This window comes from Dactylosporangium vinaceum (assembly GCF_019904175.1).
Lineage (GTDB): Bacteria > Actinomycetota > Actinomycetes > Mycobacteriales > Micromonosporaceae > Dactylosporangium > Dactylosporangium vinaceum.
Window position 1 is genome coordinate 11,323,593 of the sequence record NZ_CP061913.1, and the last position, 25,310, is coordinate 11,348,902.

Sequence of the window (25,310 nt, forward strand, 5' to 3'; positions counted from 1 at the left end):
TCGGCTCGGCGAGGAAGCGGGCGATCAGGCTGCGGGTGGCGGCCGGGGAGAGGAGGGAGTCGCCTCGGTGGACGGTACGGATGGCGGCCAGCAGTTCGTCGGGCTCCGCCCCCTTGCCGAGGAACCCGCTGGCGCCGGCCCGCAGCGCCTCGAACACGTATTCGTCGACCTCGAAGGTGGTCAGGATCAGCACTCTCACGCCGGCCAGGTCCGGGTCGCCGACGATCAGCCGGGTGGCGGCCAGCCCGTCCAGGTCCGGCATCCGGATGTCCATGAGCACGACATCGGCCCGCGTGCTCCGGGCCAGCTCCACCGCCCGCCGCCCCGTCGCCGCCTCCCCCACCACCACAACGTCGGCCGCCGCTTCGACGAACACCTTGAACCCGCTGCGGATCAACGCCTGATCGTCGGCCAGCACCACCCGGATCGGTGCGCTCACAGCCCCACCCCACGATCCACCACCGGCGCACCGATCGGCAGCACGGCCTCGACCCGAAACCCACCATCCGGCCGCGGCCCCGACACCAGGCTCCCGCCGAGCGCCAGGACCCGTTCCCGCATCCCGACCAGCCCCAGCCCGCCCACCTCCACCCGATCCACGTGGTGAGCCCGCGCCGTCCGATCAGCGCGATCGACGGCTGGTGGTTGCGGCGGGCCGTTGTCGATGCGGATGCGCAGGGCGCCCGGCTCGTAGAGCAGCGCAACGTGAACCGGCGCCGATGGGGCATGTTTGCAGGCGTTCGTCAGGGCCTCCTGCACCACGCGGTACGCCGTCAGGTCGATCGGCACGGGCAGGACCGCCTCGACGATCGAGGTGTCCGGCGCCGCCGAGACGGAGGTGTCGATGGACTGGCCGGCCGCCCGGTGCGAGGCCAGCAGCTCGGGCAGCCCCGACAGGCCGGGTAGTGGGTCAAGCGGCGCCACGAGCTCGCCGGGCCGGCGTAGCAGGCCGATGGTGTCGCTCAGCTCGGCGAGAGCGATCCGGCCCGCGCTGCGGACGTTGCCCAGTGCCTCGCGGGCGCGCGCCGGCTGGGAGTCGAGCAGGTGGGCGGCCACGCCGGCCTGGACGGTGATGAGCGCCAACTGGTGGCCGACCGCGTCGTGCAGGTCGCGGGCTATTCGCAGGCGCTCCTCGGTGACGCGGCGCAGGGCCTCGGCCTCGCGGGCCTGTTCGGCGCGGTCGGCGCGGGCCTCCACCTCGGCCAGGTATTCGCGGCGGCTGCGGGCCCCGTCGCCCGCCGCGACCGCCAGCCCGCCCAGCGCGGCCAGGGCCAGGTTTTCCACGCCCAGCCACGAGGCGGGTTTGACGAGCATGTGCAGGCCGGCGAAGGCCAGGACGGCCAGGACGCCGATGATCAGGGCGCGGCGGCGGACCTGCGACTCGGCCACCGTGTAAAGGGCGATCAGCGGGGCGGTCAGGATCAGCGTGCCGTTGGTGCTGCTGTGGTTGAGCACCAGGTAGCCCTCCGCCGCGACCGAGCTCACCAGGAACACGGTCAGCGGGTGGCGGCGGCGCAGGGCCAGGGAGCCGCAGGCCACGATCACGGCGGTCAGCGCGGCCGGCTCGACCGGGATGGCCGTCGGGGAGCCGTGGGTGGTGGCCAGCACCACGAGACCCACCACGATCCCGATCACCAGGTCGACTCGCATGCCCCTGACGCTAGTCCGGGGGTACGACAAAAAAGTCCTCCAGCCGCGGTATTCGGATGCCGCGGCCGGATGACGACGGCGGGTCCGCGACCGCGAAGAGTGGTCCGGCATGACACAAGTGCAGTTCCGGGGGCTCACCAAGCGGTACGGCGATCGCACCGCCGTCGACGCCCTCACCTTCGACGTCCCGGCCGGCGCGGTGACCGGCTTCCTCGGGCCGAACGGCGCCGGCAAGACGACCACGCTGCGCATGCTGGTGGGGCTGGCCCGGCCGACGACCGGGGAGGCGCTCATCGACGGCCGGCGCTACACGCAGCTGTCGCAGCCTCGCCGGACGGTCGGCGCGCTGCTGGAGGCCAACGGCTTCCACCCGGGCCGGCGCGGCCGTGACCACCTGCTGATCCTGGCGGAAGAAGCCAAACTGCCAAAAGCCCGAGTCGATGCAGTACTCGATGAGGTAGGGCTGACCGACGCGAAGCACCAGCGCATCCGCACGTACTCGCTCGGGATGCGCCAGCGCCTGGGGCTGGCCGGTGCCCTGCTTGGCGACCCGGGGCTGCTGGTGCTCGACGAGCCCGCGAACGGCCTGGACCCGGCCGGCATGGCCTGGCTGCGCGCACTCCTGCGGCGCCGGGCGGCGGAGGGGAGCACCGTGCTCATCGCCAGTCACGTGCTGGCCGAGGTGGCACAGACGGCGGACCGGATCGTCATAGTCCACAATGGACAACTGCGCCACGCGGGACCCGTGGAGCCGGATCTGGAGAGCACGTTCCTGAGCATGACCGGGGCGGAGACGGGGGCCGGCCATGCGGGCTGAGATCCGGAAGCTCACGACGGTACGGACACCGCTGCTGCTGCTCCTGGCCGCCCTCGCGCTCGTGGCCACCGGCGCCGGGAGCCGGATCGCGAAGCACCCCGAGGACGCAGTGGGAGCCGCGGCCCACGCCGGGCTCGCCGCGCTGTTCCCGCTCATGCTCGGGATCATGGCGATGGCCGGCGAGTATCGGCACCGCACCATCGCCGACACGTACCTCGCCACGCCCGGGCGGACAGTTGTCCTGCTGCGGAAGTTCACGTTGTACACGTTCATCGGAGCCGGCTTCGGCGTCCTCGGTGCCGGCATCGCCGCGATCATCGCCGACAACGTGCCGTTCAAGGTGCTGGCCGGCGTCGTGGCCTGGAACGCACTGTTCGCGGCGATCGGCGTCGGGCTCGGCGCGCTGGTGCGCAGCCAGGTCGGGGCGATCGCGGGGGCGCTGGCCTGGCTCGCGCTCATCGAGGGGGTCGCGGCGGAGCTGGTGGGCGCGGACGCGGCCCGGTGGCTGCCGTTCCGGGCGGCCATGTCGCTCGGTGGCATGGACGCCGGGCTGGGCCAGGGCACGGCGGCGGCGGTGCTCGGTGCCTATGCGCTGGCGTTCGTCGTCGGGGCTTTCGCAGTACAGATGCGGGATCTGCCTTAATCGGACCTGGCCGCGTCGTAACGCTCCTGGGCGAGTGTGATCTGCGGCATCTCGGCCTCGACGAGCTCGATGAGCTCCGAGAGCTTGGCGGCGATCTTGGCCCCGGCGTCGGTAAGGCTGTATTCGACCCGGGGCGGGATCGTGCTGCGCACCTCCCGCACCACCAGACCGTCACGCTCGAGGGCGTGCAGCGTCTGGGACAGCATCTTCTCGCTCACCCCGTCGACGCGGCGGCGCAGCTCGTTGAAGCGGTGGGTGCCCTCGTGCAGCGCGGCCAGGGTGAGACCGCCCCAGCGGCCGCTGATGTTCTCCATCACAGGCCGTGAGGTGCAGTTGCGCGCGAACACGTCGAACACCAACGGGTCGTTGGCCATGCCCACACGATAACTCAGAGATCGCACTTTCGCTGGGGTTGCACTTTCCAAAAGTTAGTGCCTACGATTCAGAAATGACGATCACCGTAACCGGCGCGACCGGACACCTTGGCCAGCTGATCCTGAGCGAGCTGCAGGGGCAGGACGTGCGCGCGGTCGCCCGCCGGCCCGAGGCGCTCAGCGGCGTCGAGGCCCGCCTCGGCGACTACGACCGCCCCGAGACCCTGGTCAACGCGTTCGCCGGCACCGACGTCCTCGTGTTCGTGTCCGCGAGCGAGGCCGGCAAGCGCCTGCCGCAGCACCGCGCCGTCGTCGACGCGGCCATCGAGGCCAAGGTCGGCCGGATCGTGTACACGAGCATCACGCACGCCGACACCAACCCGATCCCGCTGGCCCCCGAGCACAAGGCGACCGAGGAGCTCATCAGGGACTCCGGCATCCCGTTCACGTTCCTGCGCAACAACTGGTACCTCGAGAACTACACCGGCAACCTGGCCGGCACCCTCGAGCACGGCGCGGTGCTCGGCGCCGCGGGTGACGGCCGCATCGCCGCCGCGACCCGGGCCGACTACGCCGCGGCCGCCGCCGTCGTGGCGACCACCGAGGGCCACGAGGGCCGGGCGTACGAGCTCGGCGGCGACCGGGCCTTCACGCTCAGCGAGCTGGCGGCGGCGATCGCGGAGCGCTTCGGCAAGCCTGTCGTGTACCGCAACCTGCCCGTCGACGACTACGCGGCCGCGCTGGAGAGCTTCGGCGTCCCGGCCGGCTTCGCGCGGGTCCTGGCCGACGTCGACGTGACCATCGAGCACGGCTCGCTCGACGTGGTGACCGGCGACCTGAGCCGGCTCATCGGCCGCCCGACCACGACGCTTGCCGAGTTCCTGCAGAAGCTCTGAGCCGCCGCTCGAGCGCCCGCGTCCTGGCACGCGGACGCTCGATCACGCTTGCTCGCCCGCGTCCTGGCACGCGGACGCTCGATCACGCTTGCTCGCCCGCCGCCTCAGCGCGGGTTTTCGATCAGGTCGGCGACGCGGACGAGGGGGCCGAACCGGGCGGGGATGCCGTCCGGTTCGGCCAGCCGTCCGCTCTCGACCACCATGAGGTCGCCGCCGTACAGGCTCCACTCCGGCAGCCGCCCCGAGAGCTGCTCGGCCACCAGGTCCCGGCCGAACACCGTCCGCACCGTCTCGGGCCGGGCAGCGCGGATGCGGAACGCGCTGTCGAACGGCTCGTACCCGAGCGCCGTGGCCCGGTCCCCGAACAGCGTCCGCCCGAACCGTGACACGGCCCCGCGCCGATGCACCGAGAGCTCCGGCCAGGAGCCGCGGACCCGGACCACCCAGACGATGAAGTGATGCGTCTGGCTGCTGGTCGAGGTGCTGCCGTCCGGCCCCGAGGTGGTGCTCGTCGTCGTGTACGAGTATTCGGCTACGGACACCGCCCGCCCGCCGACGACGCCGCTGAGGGCCAGGCTCACCCCGCGCTTGTTGTGCCCGGGCAGCCGCCGCCACCACTCGTTCACCGGCCGCGGCACGTACTGCCAGCGGTGCTGCACCGCCCAGACCTCGAGCCGCTCCCGCCGCTCCCGCTCCCGCCGCCGCGACACCACGGCCGCCAGCACGAGCAGCACGAACACCGCTGCGATGCAGACGAGCCCGGCCACGATCACCGACGAGTCCATGCCCCCACGCTAAGCAGGGCCATCAACCTCCGCCCGCCTCGGCGAACGGCCGGACTCCAGGTAGGGAAATGACCCACGGCCGCGCCGCCCTCGGGTGAGAGCTGGGAAAGGAGCCGGGCCCCCGGCGAACGAGTCATCGGGGGCCCGGCGCGCCGTTCCGGTACGGCCTAGACCGGAGCGGCGAGCACAGCGGCCAGCGCCTCCGCCGTCGCGGCGTGCGTTGCCAGCAGCGGCAGCGGTTTCGCGGCGCCCGGCGCGGACGCGATGGGCTGCCAGGTTACCGGTAGATCCAGGGCCGAGGCCAATGCGTCGGTCGTCGCCGGGTGCGCGGCCAGGAACGCCGCGACCGGACCGGCCGCCGCCGCCGCCGAAGGAGCCGCGACCACCGGAGCGCCCGACGCCTTCGAATGCCACGGCGGCACGAACGAGTCCACCGCGGCCAGCGTGCCCGGGAACGTGCGGCCCGCCTCGCGGATCAGGACGGGGACGAGCTCCGCTGCCTGCTCGCGCAGCGTGGTGATGAGCGTCGGCAGCCAGGGCAGCAGGACCGGGTCCGGGAGCTTGCCGAAGGCGTTCGACATGAACTCGACCACGAACGGCGTGAGCTTCGGCACCGGGTCCAGGGCCTGGATGAACCCGCTCAGGTACTTCGGCACCGACGGCACCACCAGCGGGTTGCCCAGCAGCTCGGCCCCGCGGGCCCGCAGGTCGGCCAGCGGCAGCAGGCCCAGCTGATGGTGGGCCGACCACAGCAGCGCCAGCTTCGCCGGGGACTCCGGATGCGACTGGCGCACCGCGATCTCCAGCTGGGCCCGGTCGCAGCCCAGCGCCAGGGCGAGGCCCTCCATGGTGAACAGGAAGCCGAGCATCGCCGCGACCTGGCGCACGCCCGTCTCGTCGTCGACGAAGGCGGTCGGCAGCAGGGTGCAGTAGTGCGCGTAGCCGGCGGTGACGAACGACTCGGCCCAGGCCGGCAGGTCGGGCTCGGTGGCCCGGTAGTGCGCCAGCAGCCGGCGGATGCGCTTGAGCACCTCCGGCGCCTCGTCGACGGTGCGCTCGGCCGCGAGCAGCTCGACCGCGCGGGCGCCGAGCTCGTCGGTGAAGCGGCGGCTGCCGAGGAACAGGATCGAGTCCTCGACCGCCCGCAGCGCCACCGCGGCCGTGGCGTCGGCCGCCCACACCGACCGGCGCAGCCGCTGCTCCACTACCTGCTCGACGGTGACGCCCTCGTAGCCGAGCTCGATGATGTATCGCTGGTGCTTGCCGATCGCCAGGTCCCAGCTCTCCTGGATCGACTTCTCGCCGAGCCGCCGGCTGCCCATGATCGGGCGGACGGCGCCGTCCGGCAGCAGGTAACGCAGCATCCACAGCAGGTGCGATGCGGGCCCGAGCTCGGGCCGCCCCGCCAGGTCGAGCAGCGCCCGCTGCACTGTCGACTTGGTCAGGTCCAGCCCGATCGGGGACAGCCGGTCGTAGACGTCGCGGGCCAGCGGTGGCAGCGCCTCGTATCCCACCTGCCCCACCCGGTCGCCGCCGAGCAGGATCTCGCAGAGCCGCCGCACGTCCCGCCGCCCCGGCACCGCGTCCTTCTCGATGCAGGTGACCGCGGCGTCCTGGAAGTCGTAGGGCGTCGGCCGGGCCCGGTTGCGCATCCCGGCCAGCAGGATCGACGTCTCGAACACTGCGATCGCGTCGGCCGTGCTGGACAGGTATCCGTTGCGCCGGGCCAGCCGCACGATGTCGACGCACCAGCCGAGCAGCTCGTCCTCGTCGAGCCCGTCGAGCACGGGCGGGCTGGCCAGGAACCCGGTCAGCCTGTCGGCGACCGGCTCGGCGGCCATCGCGCCGGCGGTGTTGGCCACCGCCTTGCGCTTGCGGCTGCCCTTCTGCCCCTCCAGTTGGAAGGGCGTGAGCCGGGTCCGGGCGAGGGCCTTCTGCCAGGTCGCCGCCGCGATCGACACGGAGCCCGAGGCCAGCCCGAACTGCGCCTCGATCGCCGAGTGGCTGGACGGGATCAGCCCGTAGAGCCACTTGGTCTCGGTGCGCGGGCTGATCTCGAAGTCGGGGACGCCCTCGGCGGTGCCGAACTCCGCGACCCGGCTGGCCGCGTGGAAGGCGCCGCACACGTAGAGACAGTCGGCCCGGTCGACCCCGGTGCGGGCGAGATGCTCGCGCATCCGCGTCCACATGTACCGCTCCCGGTCCTCGTCGACGCTGAGCCGCCGGGTGCCGGACGGGGCAAGCCGGCGGAACAGGCTGCCGATGAGGACCATGACCTGCCGATACGTCTCGTAGTCGGCGCCGGCCAGCGGCTGCTCGACGTACTGGTCCCACCACTCCGACCAGTGCCGCACCTTGCCGTGGTGCAGCAGATGCTCCTCGAGCTCGGCGAAGCGCGGGCGCAGGTCGCCGATCTCGATGCCGACCGCGTCACCGTGCAGGTCGGTGTCCTCGGCCTCCTCGGCGTCCCCGGCAGCGGCGGTGTCCGCCTCCTCGCGCGGCTGCCACTGGAAGACGTGGTCCGTGGAGCGGTCGACGAGCACGAGCTCGACGCCGGGGGTCTCCAGGGCGTAGGCGATCGCCTGGTATTCCGCCGACGCCTCGGTGATCGGCGCGACGATGCTCAGCGGCCCCCACTCCTGCGGAAACCCGTCAAGTTGCGACGCGAACGCCTGCAGCGCGACGGGCAGCCGGCAGTTGCGCAGCTCGGTCAGCAGCGGGCCGAGGTCCTCGCACAGCTCCAGGTAGATCACCTTCGGCTGCTTCTCGCGCAGGCGGCGGACCATGGCCAAGCCCGACGCCGGCGAGTGGTGACAGACCGGGAAGATCTCCAGCTCCTCGCGCAGCGCCCGGTCGACGTCATCGACGATCCCGGCCAGGATCTCCGGCACCACTCCCGGCCCGGTGGCGAAGGCGGTGGCCGCCTCCACCAGCTGGGTCCGCAGCGCCCCGAACGGCTGTGGCTCGCTCATGACAGGGTGGCGATCGCCTGCCGGCCGCCCTCGAGGAACGCCGGCCACTCGCCGCCGTCCTCCTTGCTGCGCGGCTCGACGACCCCGTGCCAGTACTTGTTGAGGATCGCCAGGTCCTCCGGGCTGCGCCGGGCCAGGGAGCCGACGAGCGACCCGGCGAGCGTCTCGGCCTTCAGGCTGCGGTCGCCGAAGAACGTGCTGTGCAGGATCGCGTCTTCGAGCACGCCGATCTGCTCGGCCGTGGACAGCGCCGACTCGAGCTTCTCGTCGTCGCTTGTCGCCGAGGCGGCCGCGGCCCGCAGGTCGGCGAAGCTCTGCAGCAGGATGTCGAGCAGGTTCGGCGGCACGTCGAGGTCGATCTGGTGGCGGCGCAGCAGCTCGGTGGTGCGGAAGCGGACGATCTCCGCCTCGCTCTTCTTGTTTGTCACCACCGGGATCCGCACGAAGTTGAACCGCCGTTTGAGTGCCGAGGACAGGTCGTTGACGCCCCGGTCGCGGCTGTTGGCGGTGGCGATGATCGAGAAGCCGGGCTGGGCGAAGACGATGTTGTCGTCCTCGAGCTCGGGGATGGAGACGTACTTCTCCGACAGGATCGAGATCAGCGCGTCCTGCACGTCACTTGTCGAGCGGGTCAGCTCCTCGAACCGCCCGATGACGCCCTTCTCCATCGCTGTCATGATCGGCGACGGGATCATGGAGGCCCGGGACTGGCCCTTGGCGATGACCATGGAGACGTTCCACGAATACTTGATGTGGTCCTCGGTCGTGCCGGCCGTGCCCTGCACCACAAGCGTCGAGTTGCGCGAGATGGCCGCCGCGAGGAGCTCGGCGAGCCAGCTCTTGCCGGTGCCGGGGTCGCCGATGAGCAGCAGACCGCGGTCGGAGGCGAGTGTCACGATGCTGCGCTCGACGAAGCTGCGGTCGCCGAACCACTTCGGGGAGATCTCGCGGTCGAGGCCGTCGGCCCGTTCGGAGCCGAGCACGAAGAGCCGGACCATGCGCGGGCTGAGCCGCCACGAGAACGGCTTGGGGCCGTCGTCGACCGACTCCAGCCAGTCGAGCTCCTCGGCGTACTTGACCTCGGCGGGGGCGCGAAGCATTTCAGTCATGAGCGGGGTCTCCTAGGCGAGGAAGCTCTTGAGCTCGGACACGAGTTTGCGGACGTGGCCGGACAGCACCGGCGTGCCCAGATCCTTGAAGCGCTGGCGGAACCACGGGTTGACGCTCTGCTCGCCGCCGCTGCCGACCGAGCCGACCGGAATGAACTTCACGCCGGAGCGGTACACGGACTGGATCATGTCGAAGAGCGGCTGGGAGCGGTCGAACTCGTAGAAGTCGGAGATCCAGACCATCACCGTGTTGCGCGGGTCGGTGATCTTCGGCTGGGCCATGGCCATCGCGACCGGCCCGTCGTTGCCGCCGCCGAGCTTGGTGCGCAGCAGCACCTCGAACGGGTCGTGCACCCATGGCGTCAGGTCGAGCGCCCGCGTGTCGTACGCGATCAGGTGCACGTCCACCTTGGGCAGCCCGGCGAAGATCGAGGCCAGGATTGTGCAGTTGACCATGGCGTTGACCATCGAGCCGGACTGGTCGACGACGACGATGAGCTTCGCCGGCGTGGTCCGCTTCGCGGTCTGCTTGTAGAAGAGCCGGTCGACGTAGAGCCGCTCGTCCTCGGGGCTCCAGTTCGTCAGGTTCTTCCAGATCGTGCGCTCGATATCGAGGTTGCGGAACACCCGCTTCGGCGGCACCGACCTGTCGATCTCGCCGACGCTCGTCTGCTGGACCTGGGTGCGCAGGACCGCGGCCACCTCGTCGACGAACTTGCGGATCAGGGCCTTGGCGTTGGCCAGCGCCACGCCGGACAGGTTGCTCTTGTCCCGCAGGAGCTGCTCGATGAGCGACATGCTCGGGGTCAGCTGCTTGGCCAGCGCCGGGTTGGCGAGCACCTCCCGCAGGTGCATCCGCTTGATCAGGTCGCCCTCGATGCCGCCCAGCACCCCGCCGAGCCCGCCCGCGTTGGGCTTGCCGCGCAGCTCGCCCGGGTCCAGGCCGAGCGCCTTCTCGAACCAGCCGGCGTCGGCCTGCCAGTTGCTCAGCTGGGTCGCGCTGACGTTGCCGTGCCCGGTGTTGAAGACGTTGATGAGCAGCTTCGACACCAGCGCGGCCCGCCGCACCTCCAGGCCGTCGCCGGCCGCTGTCTCGTTGGCCAGCAGCCCTTCGAACTCGGCCGCGAGCTCGGGATGGCGCTGCACCAGGTTGTCGACCGACACTCCGGGGTCGAGCAGCGCCGGCGGCAGCCCGATGTCGTCGACGATCGCGACGCTCGCGGACTCCAGCGACATCTGCTCGTCGGCCTCGAACAGCCGCCCGAGCATCCGCCAGTACAGAACCTGGCGCCGGTTCTCCGCGGCGCTCATCTGCTCCGGAGTGGTCGTCTGTTCCGGGGTGGTCGTCTGCTCCGGGGTGGTCATTTGCGCAGCAACCTTCCGGCCCGCTCACGCAGCACCTCGACCGCCTCGCCGGCCGCCTTGGCCAGCTTGGCGTCGGTGGGGCCGAGCGCCCAGTCGGCGGTATGCGCGGCGACCGCCTTCTTCTTGACAGTCGCCTGCACGCCGAGCGGCTGCACCGTCCAGGCGCCGTCGTCCCACCGCAGCAGCCCGATGCAGGCGGTCGCGGCCCGGACCGTCGCCGGGGTCAGCGGCCCACAGGCCGGCAGCCGGGTCGTGTCGAGCGTGATCGCGGAGACGTCCTCGACGAGCACCGGCTCGGCGATGCGGGCCGGGTGCCGCTCCAGCGGCGGCGTGGCCGGGGCGACAGCGGTGGCGAGGTGCACGCGGGCGGTGGTGAACGGATCGGCCTCGTCGCCCGGCCGGGCCTGCGCGTCGCGCCAGATCAGGTCGCCGCCGGCCAGCAGCGGCATGTCGGTGACGTCGAGGGCGCGGTGCTCGGCCAGCGCGGTCAGCAGCATCGGGTGCCCGCTGAGCAGGCGCCAGATCGCCGGGCCGACGATCGTGTCGACCTTCGCGGCGGAGACGCTCGCCCGCACCAGGCGGGTGGCGCCGCCGGCCTCCAGCACGCCATGGACCTGCACCTGCACCGCGGTGGGGTGCTCGTGCACGTCGACGCCGAGCGGGAACAGCCGCCCGGTGACCGGCTCGGCCTGGGCCGCCTTCTGCGCCCGGCCGCCGTCGCGGGCCAGCAGCAGCGCGCGGCTCCACAGATCGGCCCAGCGCCGGATCGGCACGTGCGCCATCGTCGCGATCGGGCTCCCGGCCCGCAGCTCCGCGGCGAGCCCGTCGAGCAGCACCGCGAGGCGGCGCAGCTCCGGCTCGGCGAGTGCGGCCTCGACGGCCTGGCCGGCCGCGGCGACCAGGTCGTGGTCGACGCCCCGCCAGCCGGTGATCGCGAGCTCGCGCAGCCAGGACCGGGCGCCGCCGAGCAGGTGGGTGGCGGCCGCGGCCGGCCCCGGTTCGCCCAGCCACTCGGCCCGGGTGCGCCCGAGAGCGGCGTCGGCCCGGGCGAGCAGCGCGTCGTGGACCGCGCCGAAGAGCGCGATGCGGGCCGCGGCCAGCGCGAAGAGGTGGTCGTCGGCGACGGAGCCGGCCACGATCTTGTCGACCGCCTCGGCGACGGGCTCGCGCAGCGGGCTGCCGGCGAACGCACCGGCCAGGGCGCTCAGCGCGGCGGCCCGGTCCTCGTCGATGCGCGCGAACCCGTGCAGGAGCCCGTCGTCGACGGCGCCCGCGGCCGCGAGCGCGTCGGCGATGCCGTCGTCGCCGGGCGCGTCCGTGAAGAGTGTGGTCAGCATCAGCGCTCCCCGGCCGGCGCGACGGACGGGAACCAGTGCAGCTCCGGGATCGGCTCGTCGCTGCCCGGGAGCTCCAGATAGGCCAGGTGGCGCAGGAATCCGCTGAACACCGTCGCGGCGGGCGTCGGCTCGTGGTGCGCCTTCAGCCCGTGCAGCAGGGAGGTGTGCTCGTCGACCTCGATGCGCAGGTAACGCGCCACGCGCTCGCGCCCGTACTGCAGCTCGGCCTCGTCCAGCAGCGCCTGCAGGTGCTTGCACGGGAACGCGCCGCGCAGGCCGCCGCACGGCCGGTTGTTGTTGGTGCTGCAGCTGAGCCCGTGGGTGCTGGCGCCGATCGAGGAGACGTAGACCCGCTCGATGTCCGATCCGCTCGACACCACGCCCTGCAGGCGGCCGTCGGTCAGCTCGACGAACGGGACCTTGGCCAGTTTGCGGGGCTGTACGGGCGGTATCACGACCGCCGTCGAGCGCGTTTCGACGCTCAAGACCATCAACCTCCAGCATCTGCGATGATCGGGTGTCCCCGACGCCAGAAGTTGTATCGCATGGGTACGACAAAAAATCGTCAGCCCTGCTCAACCGCCATTTTCAGGCAGCGCGGGACGTCGTCGGCGTGGTAGGGCCACTCGCTCGGTTCGATGTTCTCCACGAAGGTGCTGTAGATGACGGCGCCGTAGAGCGCCGACAGCGGCTGCAGCAGTCGCACCGCCCGCACCGGATCGCTGCCCGGCACGGCCTGCCGCCAGAGTGCGGCCCAGTGCTCGGTGAGCTGCTCGGACTCGTGCGGTGTAAGCCCTGCGCTCAGACTGAGCACGTCGAAGCCCGGATTGCCGAGGAACGAGTCACCCCAGTCCAGGGCGGCAGGTGGTACGGACGCCGAAAAACGGACGTTGCCCGGATGGAAGTCGGCGTGGACCAGGCTGTCGGGCAGCCCGCACGCCTCCAGCTCGGCGAATTGGTTCGGCAGCCGCTCCAGCAGCGCCTCCAGGCCGGGAATCTCCTCGAGCCAGGGCAGCGCGGCCGCGACCATCTGGTCGGCCAGCAGCGGCCCACGACGGTCCCGCACCCCGCGCGCGGCCAGGGCATCCACGTCTTGGATCGCGCGCCGCTGCAGCCCGTGCAGCAGGTCCGCCATGCCGTATCGCACGCTCAGCGGCGCGCCGAACCCGTCCTCGCCGGGCAGGTGCCCGATCAACTGCCGGCCGGTGCCATCGGCGGCGATAAGCGGCGGCGCGGAGCCCGGCGCGACAGCGTTGAGCCACTCCAACACCACGCTTTCGGCCCGCAGAAACGGCGGCAGGTGCTTGAGCCAGACCGTCCCGCGCGCCGTTTCCAGCCGCCACAGGCCCGACAGGTTCCAGGTTTTTCTTTGCCTGACCGCATCGGGGGTACCGTAGCCCGCCGCGACGAGCGCCTCACGCGCCCACGCGAGCGAGGCGGCCGGGCCGCCCACTTCGGCGTAGGGCGCCCGCAGCGGATGCGGCTCCAGGCGGAACGACGTGGGAGCGAGGGCCGGATCGCCGCCGTCGAGCTGCGCGAGGTAGGTCACCACGCCCCCGACGTGCCCCGGCCCGTCGGCGCTCAGGAACCGCAGCACGCTGATCTCGGCACCGAGCGCGCGGGCCCCGTCGATCAGGTCCTCCGTCTCGGGCCAGAACGGGATCCGCACGTCGAACGGCGGCAGCTGCCCGAGCACCGCGCCGTCCCCGTCCACCAGGACGAGGACGGCGGTGCGCGTCGGCAGGCTCACAGCGATCGGGCCAGCCGGTCCGCGAGCAGCCGGGTGAAGCGCGACGGGTCGGCGAGCTCGCCGCCCTCGGCCAGCAACGCCATGCCGTACAGCAGTTCCGCGGTTTCGGTGAGCGCCGGCGCGGTGGAGTCGGCGGTGAACGCGTCACGCAGTCCGGTGACGAGCGGGTGCCCCGGATTGAGCTCCAGAATCCGCTTGGTGTGCGGCATTTCCTGACCCATTGCCCGGTACATCTTCTCGAGCGTCGGCGTGATGTCGTGGGCATCGCCGACAATGCACGCGGCCGAGGTCGTCAGGCGCGTGGACAGCCGGACCTCCTTGACGTCCGCCTCCAGCGCCGTGGTGAGCCAGGAAAGCAGCGGCGCGAACTCCTCGGTGCGCTCTTCGGGCACATCCTCCGCGCCGAGGTCGACCTGACCCTTCGCAACGGACTGGAGATTCTTCCCGTCGTACTGCGAGACCTGCTCCACCCACACCTCGTCGACCGGGTCCGTGAGAATGAGCACCTCATACCCCTTGGCCAGGAACGCCTCGAGGTGCGGCGAATGCTCGACCGTCGCGCGGCTCTCACCGGTCATGAAGTAGATGTCGGTCTGCCCCTCCTTCATGCGCTCGACGTAGTCGCGCAGCGAGGTCGGCTCGTCCGGGGAATGGGTCGACGGCAGGCGCAGGAGATCGAGCAGCGTCTCGCGGTTGTCGGCGTCGTCGAGCAGACCTTCCTTGAGCGCGCGGCCGAACTCGTTCCAGAACGTGGCGTAACGCTCCGCGGGCAGATCCTTGAGCGTCGACAGCACCTTCTTCACGAGGCGCCGCTGGACGACCTGGATCTGGCGGTCCTGCTGCAGGATCTCGCGGGAGATGTTGAGCGAGAGGTCGTGCGCGTCGACGACGCCCTTCACGAAGCGCAGGTAGCGCGGCGTGAGCGCCTCGCAGTCGTCCATGATGAAGACGCGCTTGACGTACAACTGGACGCCGCGGTGTCCGTCGCGCATGAAGAGATCGAACGGCGCGCGGGCCGGGATGAAGAGCAGGGCCTCGTATTCGAAGGTGCCCTCACCCTTCATGTGAATGGTCTCGAGCGGGTCGGTCCAGTCGTGGCTGACGTGCTTGTAGAACTCGTTGTACTCCTCCTGGGCGACCTCGCTGCGCGGCCGGGCCCAGAGCGCCTTCATCGAGTTGAGCGGGGCGGGCGCCGCCTGCTCGCCCTCTTTCTGCTCACCCTCGTCTTTGGTTTCGCCGCTGACGAGCCGGATGGGCCAGGCGATGAAGTCGGAGTACTTCTTGACGATCTCGCGGACTTTCCATTCCGCCGTGTAGTCGAAGAGCTGGTCCTCGCTGTCCTCGGGCTTCAGGTGCAGCGTCACCGCCGTTCCCTGCGGCGCCTCGTCGAGGGTCTCGATCTCGTACGTGCCCTCGCCCGCCGACTCCCACCGCGTGCCCTGGCTCTCGCCGGCCCGCCGGGTCACGAGCGTCACCCGGTCGGCGACCATGAACGTCGAGTAGAACCCGACGCCGAACTGCCCGATCAGCTCGGCCCGCTGCGTCTGCTCGGCCGATTCGCGCAGCTGCTTGAGCAGCTCGGCGGTCCCCGACTTGGCGATCGTGCCGATGAGCGACACGACATCGTCGTGCGACATGCCGATGCCGTTGTCCCTGACGGTGAGGGTGCGCTGATCCTTGTCGATCTCCAGCTGAATGTGCAGGTCGCTGGTGTCGACGTCCAGCTCCTTGTTCACCAGCGACTCCAGGCGCAGCTTGTCCAGCGCGTCCGAGGCATTCGAGATCAGCTCACGCAGGAAGATGTCCTTGTTGGAGTAGATCGAATGGACCATCAGCTGCAGCAGCTGGCGCGTCTCGGCCTGGAACTCCAGCGTCTCGCTCACTTCGGCTCCTTCATCGAATGCATTGGCGCCGAAAAGAATACTGGGAACGGCTCAGGCGAGGGCGCGCTGCATGGCGGCGACGTTCTGATACTCGCGCCAGCGGGTGATCCGGCCGTCCTTCGCGGTCAGCACGACCACGAACCCGGCCGTCGAACGCGCGCCGTCCTTGAGGGAGGTACCGGACAGCTCGTACTCCACGACGATCGTCCCCGGGTCGGCCGTGTCGTGCACCGCGATGGTCCGGCACCCGTCGATCCGGCCCGGGAACGCCGCGCGCTGCGGCCGGGCGAAGTCGAGGAAGTCCTGCCTGCTCTCGAACCGGCCGCGGGCACCCGGCGGCGCGAACGGCATCTCGATGACGACATCATCGGCGAACTGGTCACCGGTCACCTCGCCGGGCCGGGTCATCCATTCGTCAGCCATCCGCTCGAACAGTTCACGCGGGCTCGGGTCCATCGGCGATTCGCCTCCTAATATGAGTACAAACTCAGCTTCTGCAAGATAATGAGTGGAGACTCACTTTGTCCAGACCGATGCGCGCGGACGCGCAACGCAACCGCGCGCGCATCCTGGCGGCGGCCGACGCGGTGTTCGCCGAGGGCGGAGCGACGGCGTCCACCGAGGAGGTGGCCCGCCGGGCCGGGGTGGCGATCGGCACCGTGTTCCGCCACTTCCCCACGAAGGACGACCTGGTGCGCGCCCTGCTCAAACGGCTGCTGGAGGAGCTGACCGCGGCCGCGGCCGATCTCGACGGCCGGCCGGGCGGGCTCCTGGCGTTGTTCGAGCTGATCGTGGAGCGCACGGCGGCGAACCGGACGGTGGTGGAAGTGCTGGCGGCGGAGGTACCGCTGGCCGGCCCGCTCGGCACCCTCAGCGCCGCCGCCGACCGGCTTTTGCAGCAGGGTCAGGCCGCCGGTGAGCTGCGCGAGTCCGTGCGGATCGACGCCGTGATGGCCCTGCTCGCCGGCGTCACCCAGGCCGCGCTGAGCAGCCCGCCGGACCTGCGCCGGCGCGCGCTCGACATCGTCTTCACCGGGCTTCGTCGAACCCCGTCAGCAGCGCCTCCACCGCAAACGCGAACCGTGTGAAGTCGTCGCCGCCGGCGTTCGTGGTCGCGGCGGCGAGCAGCAGCGGGTGACGCTCCGCATCGAGCGTCGGGGGTGCCGTCTCACCGATGGCGACCTCGGCCGCGGTATGGCTGATCACGAACAGCGTCAGGGTGTTGATGGCGTCGAGGGCGGTACCCAGGCGAAAACCGGCTCCGGTGAGCACCTGCAACCCGGTCTCGACCGCGTCGAGCGTGGCCGGGGTGGCGGCCGGCCGCACGATCACCGGCAGGACGCCGGGGTGCTCCAGCAGCAGCATGCGCAGCTCGTGCGCGTAAGCCCGCAGGTGCTCACGCCAGTCGTCACCGGCCGCGGCCGGCGTCGCCGCGGTGAAGACGCGCTCGACGAGCCCGTCGATGAGCGCGTCCTTGTTGGGGACGTAGTGGTACAGCGTCATGGCCTCCACGCCCAGCTCCGCCCCGAGCGCGCGCATGGTCAATCCGCCGAGCCCGACCCGGTCGACGAGCTCGAGGGCCTTGTCGAGTACCTGCGCGCGGGTGATCCCGGCGCGCTCTCCACGCTGGCGCTTCGCGGCCACGGGCGTGCCTTCCCGTCGGTGGGGTTGCGCTTTCTTACTTCGTAAGACTACCCTGGGCCCAGCAAACATACGTTGTAAGAATGAGGAGGATCGTCGTGAGCGCAGTGATCGAGGCCAACAAGCAGGTGGTGGCCGGGTTCTTCGCGGCGGTGAACGAGCGGCGGGTGGGCGACTGGCCGCAGTACATGGCCGAGGACGTCGTGGACCACAACAAGGTGATCTTCGGCGAGGAGGACCGGCCGGGGGCGGCGTTCGAGGCGTTCCGGCAGCAGCTGGAGGCGTTCGGCTCGGGCGGGATGTATCCGCAGCAGCTCATCGCCGAAGGCGACACCGTGGTGGCGCGGCTGATCGTCCGGGGCACACACACCGGATCTCACCCGCGGATGCCGGAGCCCACCGGGCGGTCGTGCGAGGTGGAGCAGATCTGGATCCTTACCGTGCGTGACGGAAAGATCTCCGAGATGCGGGCGGTAAGCGATCGTTTAGGGATGTTCCTGCAGCTCGGCTGGGACTGGCCGACGGTTTGACGCGATGGTCAGCGGCCCTGGTGGCCGGCGACGGTACCGATGACGATGCTCAGGGCGAGGAACGCGATGAGGCCGAAGAGGCTCTGCCAGACCCGGCGGTGGCCGAAGTTGAGGGTCCAGCCCAAACCGAGGCGCTTGGGGACGAAGAGGTTGGGGTCGTCCGGGTTGGCGTAGATGATCCCGCCGTACCAGTAGCGCTCGTCGTCGTGCCGCTGCTGCGGCCGGTTGCGAGTGCTGATGGGCGCGCCGCGGCGGTTCAGGGGAATGACGACGACGGCCAGTGCACAGATCGCGACGATCAACGCGATCGCGAGCAGCTCGGCAACCACCGGTTGAGTCATCGTCCAAGTTTCCCACTCGGCAGCAAGATGGTCGAGCGCTGCACCGAACCGCGACCCAGTTCGCACGAAATCATCAGGAACAAGAAGCTAGCGAATCGGTAACGAGGGGGGTTTGCTTCACCCGACCAGGGCCTTACACCGGGTAAAGGGAAAACCGCAATTCGTGACCGATGCGTACCACTGGGGCTCACCTCCGGGTAAGCGCCCGGCCAGCCGCCCGCCGCGCTGGCGCGCTCGCCATGTTCGCCGCCATTCGCGCCGCCCCGCCTGATCCGGCCACAGTCCGCACGCCAACGCCAACGCCAACGGCTTAGACGTATTCGCCCTCGCCGCTGTGGCTGTGCCCGCTTTCGCCCCCGCCGCTGTGCCCGCTTTCGCCCTTACTCGCCCTCGCCGCCGCGCTTGCCTCGCCCTCGTCGCTGTGCCGCTTTCGCCCTCGCCGCCGCGCTCTGCCGCCCTCGCCGCTGTGCGCTTTCGCCTCGCCGCCGCGCTTGCCCGCCCTCGCCGCTATGCCGCCCTCGCCGTCGCGTCCGCCCTCGCACTTGCCGTCGCGTCCGCCCTCGGCCTCGCCGTCGCACTCGCGTCCGTCATCGCCGTGCCGTGGTTCGGGGCTGTGTGACTTTGTTGGCGTCGTGAATTCCTGGCGTCGGGCGGTATGGCTGGTCCTTGGGCCTGGCGGGGCTGGGCTGCGTCGTGACCTGTTGGCGTCGGGCGGTATGGCTAGTCCTTGGCCTGGCGGGGCTGGGCTGCGTCGTGACCTGCTGGCGTCGGGCGGTATGGCTAGTCCTTGGCCTGGCGGGGCTGGGCTGCGTCGTGACCTACTGGCGTCGGGCGGTATGGCTGGTCCTTGGCCTGGCGGGGGTGGCCTGTGTCGGGCGGGGGCTGGGCTGTGTTTCGGGCGGCGCGGGGTGGTTCCGGTCTGGGCGCGGTGCCAGCTGCAGGACGCGGTGCCGGCTGCAAGAGAGGTGCGGTGCCGGCCACAGGAGAGGCGCGGTGCTGGCTACCGAAGACCTGCTCGTTGGGCCTGTAGGTGGGCTCGTTCTGCCTCGTTGGAGGTCAAGGCGGCGGCCCTCGTGTAGGCGGCTGCGGCCTCGTCGAGGCGGCCGGTTCGGCGTAGGAGGTCGGCTCGTACGGCGTGGTAGACGTGGTAGTTCGGCAGCGGTAGGTCCTCGATGAGCCTTAAAGCTGCCGCGGGGCCTGCTACTTCGGCTACGGCTACCGCGCGGTTCAACTGCACCACCGGGGACGGGGCGTAGAGGAGCAGCTGGTCGTACAGCTGGACTATCTGCGGCCAGTCCGTTGACTGCGCGGAGGGGGCGTCGGTGTGGACTGCGTTGATGGCGGCCTGGAGTTGATACGGGCCTGGGTTGGCGCGGCGCAGGCACTCCCGGACCAGGCGGTGGCCCTCGGCTATTGCCTGCCGGTCCCACATCGAGCGGTCCTGGGCCGGGAGCGGGATGAGGTGGCCGGAGGCGTCTGTCCTCGCCGGGCGCCTTGCGTCGGACAGGATCATCAGGGCGAGCAGGCCCGTCGCCTCGGGCTCGTCGGGCATCAGGGTGCGGAGCATGCGGGTCAGGCGGATGGCCTCGGCGCACAGGTCGTCGCGGATCAGGGGGCCGGTGCTGGCCGCGTAGCCCTCGTTGAAGATCAGGTACAGGACGGCCAGGACGGCGGCGAGGCGGTTCGGGAGGTCGGCTTCACGGGGGATGCGGTACGGGATGCCGGCTTCCCGGATTTTGGTCTTCGCTCTCACCAGGCGCTGGGCCAGCGTTGCCTCGGGGACCAGGAGTGCTCTGGCGATTTCCGGTGTCGTCAGGCCGCCCAGCAGGCGGAGCGTCAGCGCCACCTGGGCGTGCCGGGCCAGGGCGGGGTGGCAGGCGGTGAAGATCAGGCGGAGGCGGTCGTCGGGGGGCTCCGCGGGAGCGTTGTACAGCAAGTCGGCCTCCGCCTGCTTCTCCGCGCGCTTGGCCTCCCGGCGGAGGCGGTCGATCGCGTGGTTGCGGGCCGTGGTGATGATCCAGCCCGCCGGGCTGGGTGGGGTGCCGTCCTCGGGCCAGCGCTGGAGGGCGGCAGTGAACGCCTCCTGGACCGCCTCCTCGGCGAGGTCGATGTCGCCGAGGGTGCGGACCAGGACGGAGACGGCCCGGCCGTACTCCTCGCGGAAGACTCGCTCGATCGCCGGGCCGTTCACCACCGGAACGGGCGCACCTCGATCGGGAGGGTGGTCGCCTCGGCGGTGCGGCGGCCCCACTCGAGGGCCTCGTCCAGGTCCTCGCACTGGATGATCATGATGCCGCCCACGTGCTCCTTGCCCTCGACGAAGGGGCCGTCGGTGATCAGGACCTCGTCGTTCTTGGGGCGCAAGGTAGTGGCGCTGGCCGGCGGGAACAGGCCGCCGCTGAAGAGCCAGACGCCGGCCTCCTTCGCGGCGCGTTCGTTCTCGGCGACGCGGGCCATGATCTTCTCCATCTCCGGCGGCGCGGGCGGCTCACCGAAGCTGGGCTCGACGACCGTGAGCAGGTACTGCTTCATGTTGACCTCCAGGGAAGCGCTGACGTGTACCGCCTACACGAACGGGCCCGGCCCCCGATCGACACAGCGCGCGGCAAACCGCCGAAAAAAGTCAGTGCGCGCTCGAACCCGCCCACAGGTTGACGCCGGACTCGGTGGCGTACCTGTCGATCTCGGCCAGCTCGTCCGCCGAGAACTCCGGGTTGTCCAGCGCGGCCACGTTGTCCTCCAGCTGGGCGATGCTGCTGACGCCGATGAGCGTCGACGTGACCCGGGGGTCGCGCAGCGTCCAGGCCAGTGCCATCTGGGCCAGGCTCTGCCCGCGCCCGGCGGCGATGTCACGCAGGGAGCGGATCTTGCCCAGGTTCTTCTCGGTCAGCCACTCCGGCGACAGGGAGCTGTTCTCGGCGGCCCGGGAGTCCGCGGGCACGCCGTTGAGGTAGCGGTCGGTGAGCATGCCCTGGGCGAGCGGCGAGAACGTGATGCAGCCCATGCCCTCCTCGGCGAGCACGTCGAGCAGGCCGTCCTCGATCCAGCGGTTGATCATCGAGTAGGAGGGCTGGTGGATGAGGGCCGGCGTGCCGAGCTCGCGCAGGATCCGGGCCGCCTCCGCCGTCTTCGCGGGCGAGTACGACGAGACGCCCACGTAGAGCGCCTTGCCCGCCCGCACCGCCGCGTCGAGCGCGCCCATGGTCTCTTCCAGCGGAGTTTCGGGGTCGAAGCGGTGGGAGTAGAAGATGTCGACGTAGTCCAGGCCCATCCGCTTGAGGCTCTGATCGAGGCTGGCCGTCAGGTACTTCCGCGAACCCCAGTCGCCATAGGGGCCCGGCCACATGTCGTAGCCCGCCTTCGAGGAGATGACGAGCTCATCGCGGTACCCACGGAAATCGCTCTTCAAGATCCGGCCGAAGTTCTCCTCGGCGGAGCCGTAGGGCGGGCCATAGTTGTTGGCCAGGTCGAAGTGCGTGATGCCCAGGTCGAAGGCGCGGCGCGCGAGGGCGCGATGGTTGTCCAGCGGCCGGTCGTGGCCGAAGTTGTGCCACAGCCCGAGGGAGACGGCGGGCAGCTTCAGGCCGCTGCGGCCGGTCCGGCGGTACTGCATGCGCTGGTAACGCGAGTCGTCGGCGCTATAGGTCACCAACCCACACTAGGGCCGCGTCAGCCGATCGTCCGGACGATGTTGCCTTCCTGGTCGCGGATCTCGGTGGGGACGATCTCGACCACCAGCGGCTCGGCGCCGGGGGCCAGCCGCGTGCCGGCGACGGGTACGAGCACCTGGAGCAGGCCGTCGAGGGCCTCGCTGGTGAGGACGACGTCGAGGTGGTTGACCGCGTCCTCCGCGGTGCCGACGAAGAAGTTGCCCGACGAGAACTCGGCGCTGCTGCCCGGCCCGTCGAGGCGCAGCGAGCGGCCGAACGGCAGCCGGCCGAGCAGCGTCTCCGCCACCCGCGGGGCCACGTGCGCGCCGATGACCAGGCGAATCAGGTCACCGTCGGGGCGCCAGCCGAACTCGGCGAGGGCGAGGGTCGCGGTGGATGAGCCCTCGAGCTGCCGGCCCTCGAGGACCGCGTCGGCGACGTCGAGATCGTCGGTGATCGAGGCCCGGTCGAGGTCGGTGACAAGCAGCGGCAGCCGGGCCGCGAGCAGCTGGAGGAAGCCGACGACGCTCCACGCCTGGGTGGCCGCGTACTCGTCCGCGGTGATGCCCACGACCTGCAGAAACTGCACCGCACCGTTGGGCGTCTCGATCGCGGCCAGCTCCGGGTCCTCCGTGAACACGACGGCCCGGATGAGCGTCTCGCGGTCGAGCGCGATGGGGCCGTTGAGGTCCATGTGGTGGTTGGGCTCGAACCAGTTGCCTGTCGAGAACACGTATCGGGCGAGGTTCTGCAGGAAGTTCGCGGCCCAGATCGGCGGCTCGGCCTCGTCGGGGTGCCGGCGGATGCGGAACGTGAACTCGAAGCCCCAGCCGGAGTCCTCCGGATTGTCGGACTGCTTGCCGTAGAGCTCGCTCATACCGAACGTGACGGCATGCCAGTGCGGCACCGGATCCGTCCGCGGGTAGAAGCTGATGCCGTCAAGCGGGTCGGGCCCGCCGAGCGCCCACTTGATGATCGTGCCGAGGTGGCGGGCCCGGACGCCCGGATACAGCCGCGCCAGCGCCGCATCGATGGCGTCCCAGCCGGGCGTTTCGGAGGTCATGTCGTGATTAAACCCGCTCGATGAAGATCCGGCATGCCCGCGATCAAGGCAAGAACCGTCAAGGCCGAAGCTTCTACTCGGGTCCGCGCGCATGACGGTCCGAGCCTCCCGCGAGACACCGGTCGGCGCCGGGGCGCCTCCCTGCAGCGTCCGCGAAACTTCCGGTCCAGATCCACGAACCCGGCGCCGGGGGCGCCTGAGGCCGGCCTCCGCGGAGGTTGCTGTCTAGATCCCGAGGCGGGCCGCCACGGTGGCGGCGGACGGGTGGCCGAGGCGCTCGTAGATCGCGTGGGCCCGGCGCCACAGGCCGATGGCGGGCGCGCCGTCGAGGGCGTCGCCGAGGCGGGTGGCGGTGTGGGCCTCGTCGAGGCGGTCGCCGAGCTCGGTGAACCGGTCGAGAGCCGCCCGCAGCCGCTCCAGCGAACGATCCCGCTCCCCCAGGGCCGCGTGCACCCGGCCGAGGTGGGCGAGGGCGGCCGCCACCTCGCGCCGGTCGCCGCGCCCGCCGTGCAGGGCCAGCGCCTCCTCGCCGTGCGCCACCGCCTCCACCGCCCGCCCGGCCAGCGCATAGTGCCAGGCGGCCGCGGCGTGGGCGGCGGCCCGCCCGGGAACGTCGCCGGCCCGGCGGAACAGCGCGAGGGCCAGCTCGTCGTGGACGATCGCCTCGGCGAAGCGGGCCATCGACTCCAGCAGCGCGGCGAGGTCCTGCCGGCACCGGGCCGCGGCCGCCGGGTCGCCCTGGGCGAGGAAGCAGTCGGCCGCCTCCCGCAGCCGCCGGAGAGCCGCCTCGTGCTGGCCGGTCCGCAGGTACGCCGCCGACTGCGCGCGCTTGGCCCGGGCCAGCAGCGCCGGATCGCCCAGGTGCTCGGCGGCCCGGATGGCGACCCCCTGCGCGGCGATGCGCTCGTCCCAGCGCCCCTCGGCGTCCAGCTGCCCGTCGACCTCGTCGGCGATGCGCCAGGCGTCGCGGTACCGCCGGCGCCGCATGGCCAGCCCCAGGATCGCGAACTCCGACCCGTGCTCGACCAGCCGGTCCTGCAGGGTCTTGCGCTCTTTGGCCGGGGTACGGCCGGCCGCGTGCTCCCGCACCAGGGCGGGCATCGCGAAACGCCCGGCCCGGACCGCCCCGACGAGCTGCGCGCGCACCAGCTCGGCCAGCGCGTCGGCACCGGAGCGTCCGATGAGGATGGTGGCGTCAGCCGCGCTGAAGTCGGGCCCCGGATGCGCCCCGAACCCGCGAAGCAGCTCCCGCGCGGCCGGGCCGAGCCGCGCGTAGGTCCACGCGAGCGCGCCGACCTCGGCCACCGCATCGCCCACGGCCCCGAGCCGGAACTCCGGCTGCAGCGCCACCCGCGCCGAAACGATCGCCAGCGCCAGCGGCGACCGCCCGCAGGCCGTGATGATCCGATCAGCCCCCTCCGGCTCGCCGCCGACCCGCTCGACCCCGACCCGCGTCGCCAGCATCGCCCGCGCCTCGGTCCGATCGATCACATCCAGCGAAACCGCCCCAACACCGTCCACTTCGGACAGCAGTGCGGGCGACACGGGACCGGTCGGCGGCCCCGTACCGTCCTCGCCGGCCGCGGCCGCGAGCCCGGTGAGCGGGGCCCGGGCGGTGACGAGCGCGATGCTGTCCCCGGCGGCCGGGAGCAGCGGGCGGACCTGGTCGGCGTCGGCGGCGTCGTCCAGGAGGAGCAGTACACCGCGGCGGGCGGTCAGGCTGCGGTAGAGGCCCGTGCGGGCGGCCATGCCGAGCGGCAGGTCGGCCGGGGCCACGCCGAGGGCGGCCAGCACCATGCGCAGCGCGTCGGCCGGGGGCAGCGGGCCGGTCGGGTCGCAGCCGCGCAGGTTCAGCAGGAGCGCGCCGCCGGGAAAGCGGTCGGCGATTCGATGTCCATAGTGGACGGCCAGCGCGGTCTTCCCGACGCCGCCGGCGCCGGTGAGGACGACCGCTCGCACGCCCGGCACCAGCCGGTCCAGGCGGGCGATCGCGCCCGCGCGCCCGGCGAACCCGATCGGCGCCGGCGGCAGCGGCAATCCGGGCCCGGCCGCACCCGCGGGAGCCGCTCCGGACGGGGCCGGACCCGCGGCGGGAGGTCGGGGCGGAGCCGAGCCCACGGCGAACGAGCCGGACGGGGATGCATCCGCGGCGAGCGGTCCGAGCGGGGCCGGGCCCACGGCGGGCAGCAGTGATCGGGCGGGAACGCGCTCGGCGAGGGCCTCGATCCGCGAACGCGCCGAGGCGAAGGCGCCGCACTCGGCGGGGGTGGCACCCAGCAGTCGCAGGAGCGCGTCGAGGCGCTCGGCCGGGGGTAGTGCGCGGCCGTCGAAGTAGGCGCCGATGGCGGCGGACGGCCAGCCGGTGCGCGCGGCCAGCTCACCGACGCCCAGCGGGGACGAGCGGACGCGGCGCGCCTGCCGGCGGCGCAGGTCGCGCAGGAGCCCCGAGAGCTCGTCCAGGGTGGAGACACCCGACGGATCTACCACGCCCGGAAGCCTGCCAC

The 25,310-nt window shown here is 71.5% G+C and carries 24 protein-coding genes and 1 pseudogene; 6 read left to right on the forward strand and 19 right to left on the reverse strand.

What is annotated here, in order from left to right; all coding sequences use genetic code 11:
• Positions 1-136 precede the first annotated feature (136 nt).
• Both Dvina_RS51010 and Dvina_RS51015 read right to left on the reverse strand, forming a co-directional pair.
• Positions 137-439, reverse strand: a pseudogene (locus Dvina_RS51010) (response regulator); the annotation flags it as partial.
• Positions 436-1,650, reverse strand: coding sequence for a sensor histidine kinase (locus Dvina_RS51015; RefSeq protein WP_223099387.1), 1,215 nt, complete (start codon positions 1,648-1,650; stop codon positions 436-438). The pseudogene Dvina_RS51010 and the gene Dvina_RS51015, both read right to left, overlap by 4 nt.
• Before the next feature lie 109 nt (positions 1,651-1,759).
• Here Dvina_RS51015 and Dvina_RS51020 point away from each other — a divergent pair, with 109 nt between their 5' ends.
• Positions 1,760-2,467 (forward strand): ATP-binding cassette domain-containing protein, encoded by a 708-nt coding sequence (locus Dvina_RS51020; protein ID WP_223099388.1) that lies wholly within the window; start codon positions 1,760-1,762, stop codon positions 2,465-2,467.
• Entirely contained in the window at positions 2,457-3,110 is a 654-nt protein-coding gene (locus tag Dvina_RS51025; protein WP_223099389.1) for a hypothetical protein, read from the forward strand. Before Dvina_RS51020 ends, Dvina_RS51025 begins: the two co-directional genes overlap by 11 nt.
• On the opposite strand, the gene Dvina_RS51030 is transcribed toward Dvina_RS51025, so the two are convergent.
• Entirely contained in the window at positions 3,107-3,484 is a 378-nt protein-coding gene (locus Dvina_RS51030; protein ID WP_223099390.1) for a winged helix-turn-helix transcriptional regulator, read from the reverse strand. The genes Dvina_RS51025 and Dvina_RS51030 overlap by 4 nt on opposite strands.
• Before the next feature lie 74 nt (positions 3,485-3,558).
• Here Dvina_RS51030 and Dvina_RS51035 point away from each other — a divergent pair, with 74 nt between their 5' ends.
• Entirely contained in the window at positions 3,559-4,380 is an 822-nt protein-coding gene (locus Dvina_RS51035; RefSeq protein WP_223099391.1) for an SDR family oxidoreductase, read from the forward strand.
• A 104-nt stretch (positions 4,381-4,484) separates the two neighbouring features.
• Here the strand turns inward: Dvina_RS51035 and Dvina_RS51040 are convergent, their stop codons facing one another.
• The 9 genes from Dvina_RS51040 to Dvina_RS51080 form a co-directional block, all read right to left on the reverse strand.
• Positions 4,485-5,165 carry a hypothetical protein gene (locus Dvina_RS51040; RefSeq protein ID WP_223099393.1) on the reverse strand — a complete coding sequence of 227 codons (681 nt, stop codon included), beginning with the start codon at positions 5,163-5,165 and terminating at the stop codon, positions 4,485-4,487.
• 167 nt (positions 5,166-5,332) lie between these two features.
• On the reverse strand, positions 5,333-8,137 hold the full coding sequence (locus Dvina_RS51045; protein ID WP_223099395.1) for a DUF5682 family protein: 2,805 nt from the start codon (positions 8,135-8,137) through the stop codon (positions 5,333-5,335).
• Positions 8,134-9,246: an ATP-binding protein gene (locus Dvina_RS51050; RefSeq protein WP_223099397.1), complete on the reverse strand. Its 1,113-nt coding sequence runs from the start codon at positions 9,244-9,246 to the stop codon at positions 8,134-8,136. Before Dvina_RS51050 ends, Dvina_RS51045 begins: the two co-directional genes overlap by 4 nt.
• Positions 9,247-9,258: 12 nt before the next feature.
• Positions 9,259-10,557, reverse strand: coding sequence for a vWA domain-containing protein (locus tag Dvina_RS51055; RefSeq protein ID WP_223106187.1), 1,299 nt, complete (start codon positions 10,555-10,557; stop codon positions 9,259-9,261).
• A gap of 50 nt (positions 10,558-10,607) precedes the next feature.
• On the reverse strand, positions 10,608-11,948 hold the full coding sequence (locus tag Dvina_RS51060) for a hypothetical protein (protein WP_223099399.1): 1,341 nt from the start codon (positions 11,946-11,948) through the stop codon (positions 10,608-10,610).
• Positions 11,948-12,433: a hypothetical protein gene (locus tag Dvina_RS51065; RefSeq protein ID WP_246655856.1), complete on the reverse strand. Its 486-nt coding sequence runs from the start codon at positions 12,431-12,433 to the stop codon at positions 11,948-11,950. Before Dvina_RS51065 ends, Dvina_RS51060 begins: the two co-directional genes overlap by 1 nt.
• 80 nt (positions 12,434-12,513) lie before the next feature.
• Positions 12,514-13,698, reverse strand: a complete 1,185-nt coding sequence (locus tag Dvina_RS51070) for an aminoglycoside phosphotransferase family protein (RefSeq protein WP_246655857.1) — start codon at positions 13,696-13,698, stop codon at positions 12,514-12,516.
• Positions 13,695-15,530 carry a molecular chaperone HtpG gene (gene htpG / locus Dvina_RS51075; protein ID WP_223106189.1) on the reverse strand — a complete coding sequence of 612 codons (1,836 nt, stop codon included), beginning with the start codon at positions 15,528-15,530 and terminating at the stop codon, positions 13,695-13,697. The genes Dvina_RS51070 and htpG overlap by 4 nt, the downstream gene beginning before the upstream one ends.
• A 102-nt stretch (positions 15,531-15,632) precedes the next feature.
• A complete protein-coding gene (locus Dvina_RS51080; RefSeq protein ID WP_246655858.1) occupies positions 15,633-16,004 on the reverse strand; it encodes a nuclear transport factor 2 family protein in 372 nt (123 codons plus the stop codon).
• 98 nt (positions 16,005-16,102) lie between these two features.
• On the opposite strand from Dvina_RS51080, the gene Dvina_RS51085 reads away from it, so the two are divergent.
• Positions 16,103-16,669, forward strand: a complete 567-nt coding sequence (locus Dvina_RS51085) for a TetR/AcrR family transcriptional regulator (protein ID WP_246655859.1) — start codon at positions 16,103-16,105, stop codon at positions 16,667-16,669.
• On the opposite strand, the gene Dvina_RS51090 is transcribed toward Dvina_RS51085, so the two are convergent.
• Positions 16,611-17,225, reverse strand: a complete 615-nt coding sequence (locus Dvina_RS51090; protein ID WP_223099405.1) for a TetR/AcrR family transcriptional regulator C-terminal domain-containing protein — start codon at positions 17,223-17,225, stop codon at positions 16,611-16,613. The two genes, Dvina_RS51085 and Dvina_RS51090, sit on opposite strands and share 59 nt — an antisense overlap.
• Before the next feature lie 95 nt (positions 17,226-17,320).
• Between Dvina_RS51090 and Dvina_RS51095 the strand changes: the two genes are divergently transcribed.
• Positions 17,321-17,752, forward strand: coding sequence for an ester cyclase (locus Dvina_RS51095; protein ID WP_223099406.1), 432 nt, complete (start codon positions 17,321-17,323; stop codon positions 17,750-17,752).
• Between the two features lie 8 nt (positions 17,753-17,760).
• Here Dvina_RS51095 and Dvina_RS51100 read toward each other — a convergent pair whose 3' ends face one another.
• Complete coding sequence (locus Dvina_RS51100; RefSeq protein ID WP_223099408.1) at positions 17,761-18,093, reverse strand: DUF5808 domain-containing protein; 333 nt, start codon at positions 18,091-18,093, stop codon at positions 17,761-17,763.
• A 466-nt stretch (positions 18,094-18,559) separates the two neighbouring features.
• On the opposite strand from Dvina_RS51100, the gene Dvina_RS51105 reads away from it, so the two are divergent.
• Positions 18,560-18,712, forward strand: a complete 153-nt coding sequence (locus Dvina_RS51105; RefSeq protein WP_223099410.1) for a hypothetical protein — start codon at positions 18,560-18,562, stop codon at positions 18,710-18,712.
• 381 nt (positions 18,713-19,093) lie between these two features.
• Here the strand turns inward: Dvina_RS51105 and Dvina_RS51110 are convergent, their stop codons facing one another.
• The 5 genes from Dvina_RS51110 to Dvina_RS51130 all read right to left on the reverse strand — a co-directional run bounded on the left by Dvina_RS51110 (position 19,094) and on the right by Dvina_RS51130 (position 25,293).
• Entirely contained in the window at positions 19,094-20,287 is a 1,194-nt protein-coding gene (locus Dvina_RS51110; protein WP_246655860.1) for an RNA polymerase sigma factor, read from the reverse strand.
• Positions 20,281-20,625, reverse strand: a complete 345-nt coding sequence (locus Dvina_RS51115) for a YciI family protein (protein ID WP_223099412.1) — start codon at positions 20,623-20,625, stop codon at positions 20,281-20,283. Before Dvina_RS51115 ends, Dvina_RS51110 begins: the two co-directional genes overlap by 7 nt.
• A 91-nt stretch (positions 20,626-20,716) precedes the next feature.
• Positions 20,717-21,706 carry an L-glyceraldehyde 3-phosphate reductase gene (mgrA, locus tag Dvina_RS51120; RefSeq protein ID WP_281428420.1) on the reverse strand — a complete coding sequence of 330 codons (990 nt, stop codon included), beginning with the start codon at positions 21,704-21,706 and terminating at the stop codon, positions 20,717-20,719.
• A 56-nt stretch (positions 21,707-21,762) separates the two neighbouring features.
• On the reverse strand, positions 21,763-22,806 hold the full coding sequence (locus tag Dvina_RS51125) for a suppressor of fused domain protein (protein ID WP_223099414.1): 1,044 nt from the start codon (positions 22,804-22,806) through the stop codon (positions 21,763-21,765).
• A 225-nt stretch (positions 22,807-23,031) separates the two neighbouring features.
• The gene (locus Dvina_RS51130) at positions 23,032-25,293 is read right to left on the reverse strand and encodes a hypothetical protein (RefSeq protein WP_223099415.1); all 2,262 of its coding nucleotides are present in this window, start codon (positions 25,291-25,293) and stop codon (positions 23,032-23,034) included.
• Between the last annotated feature and the right edge of the window lie 17 nt (positions 25,294-25,310).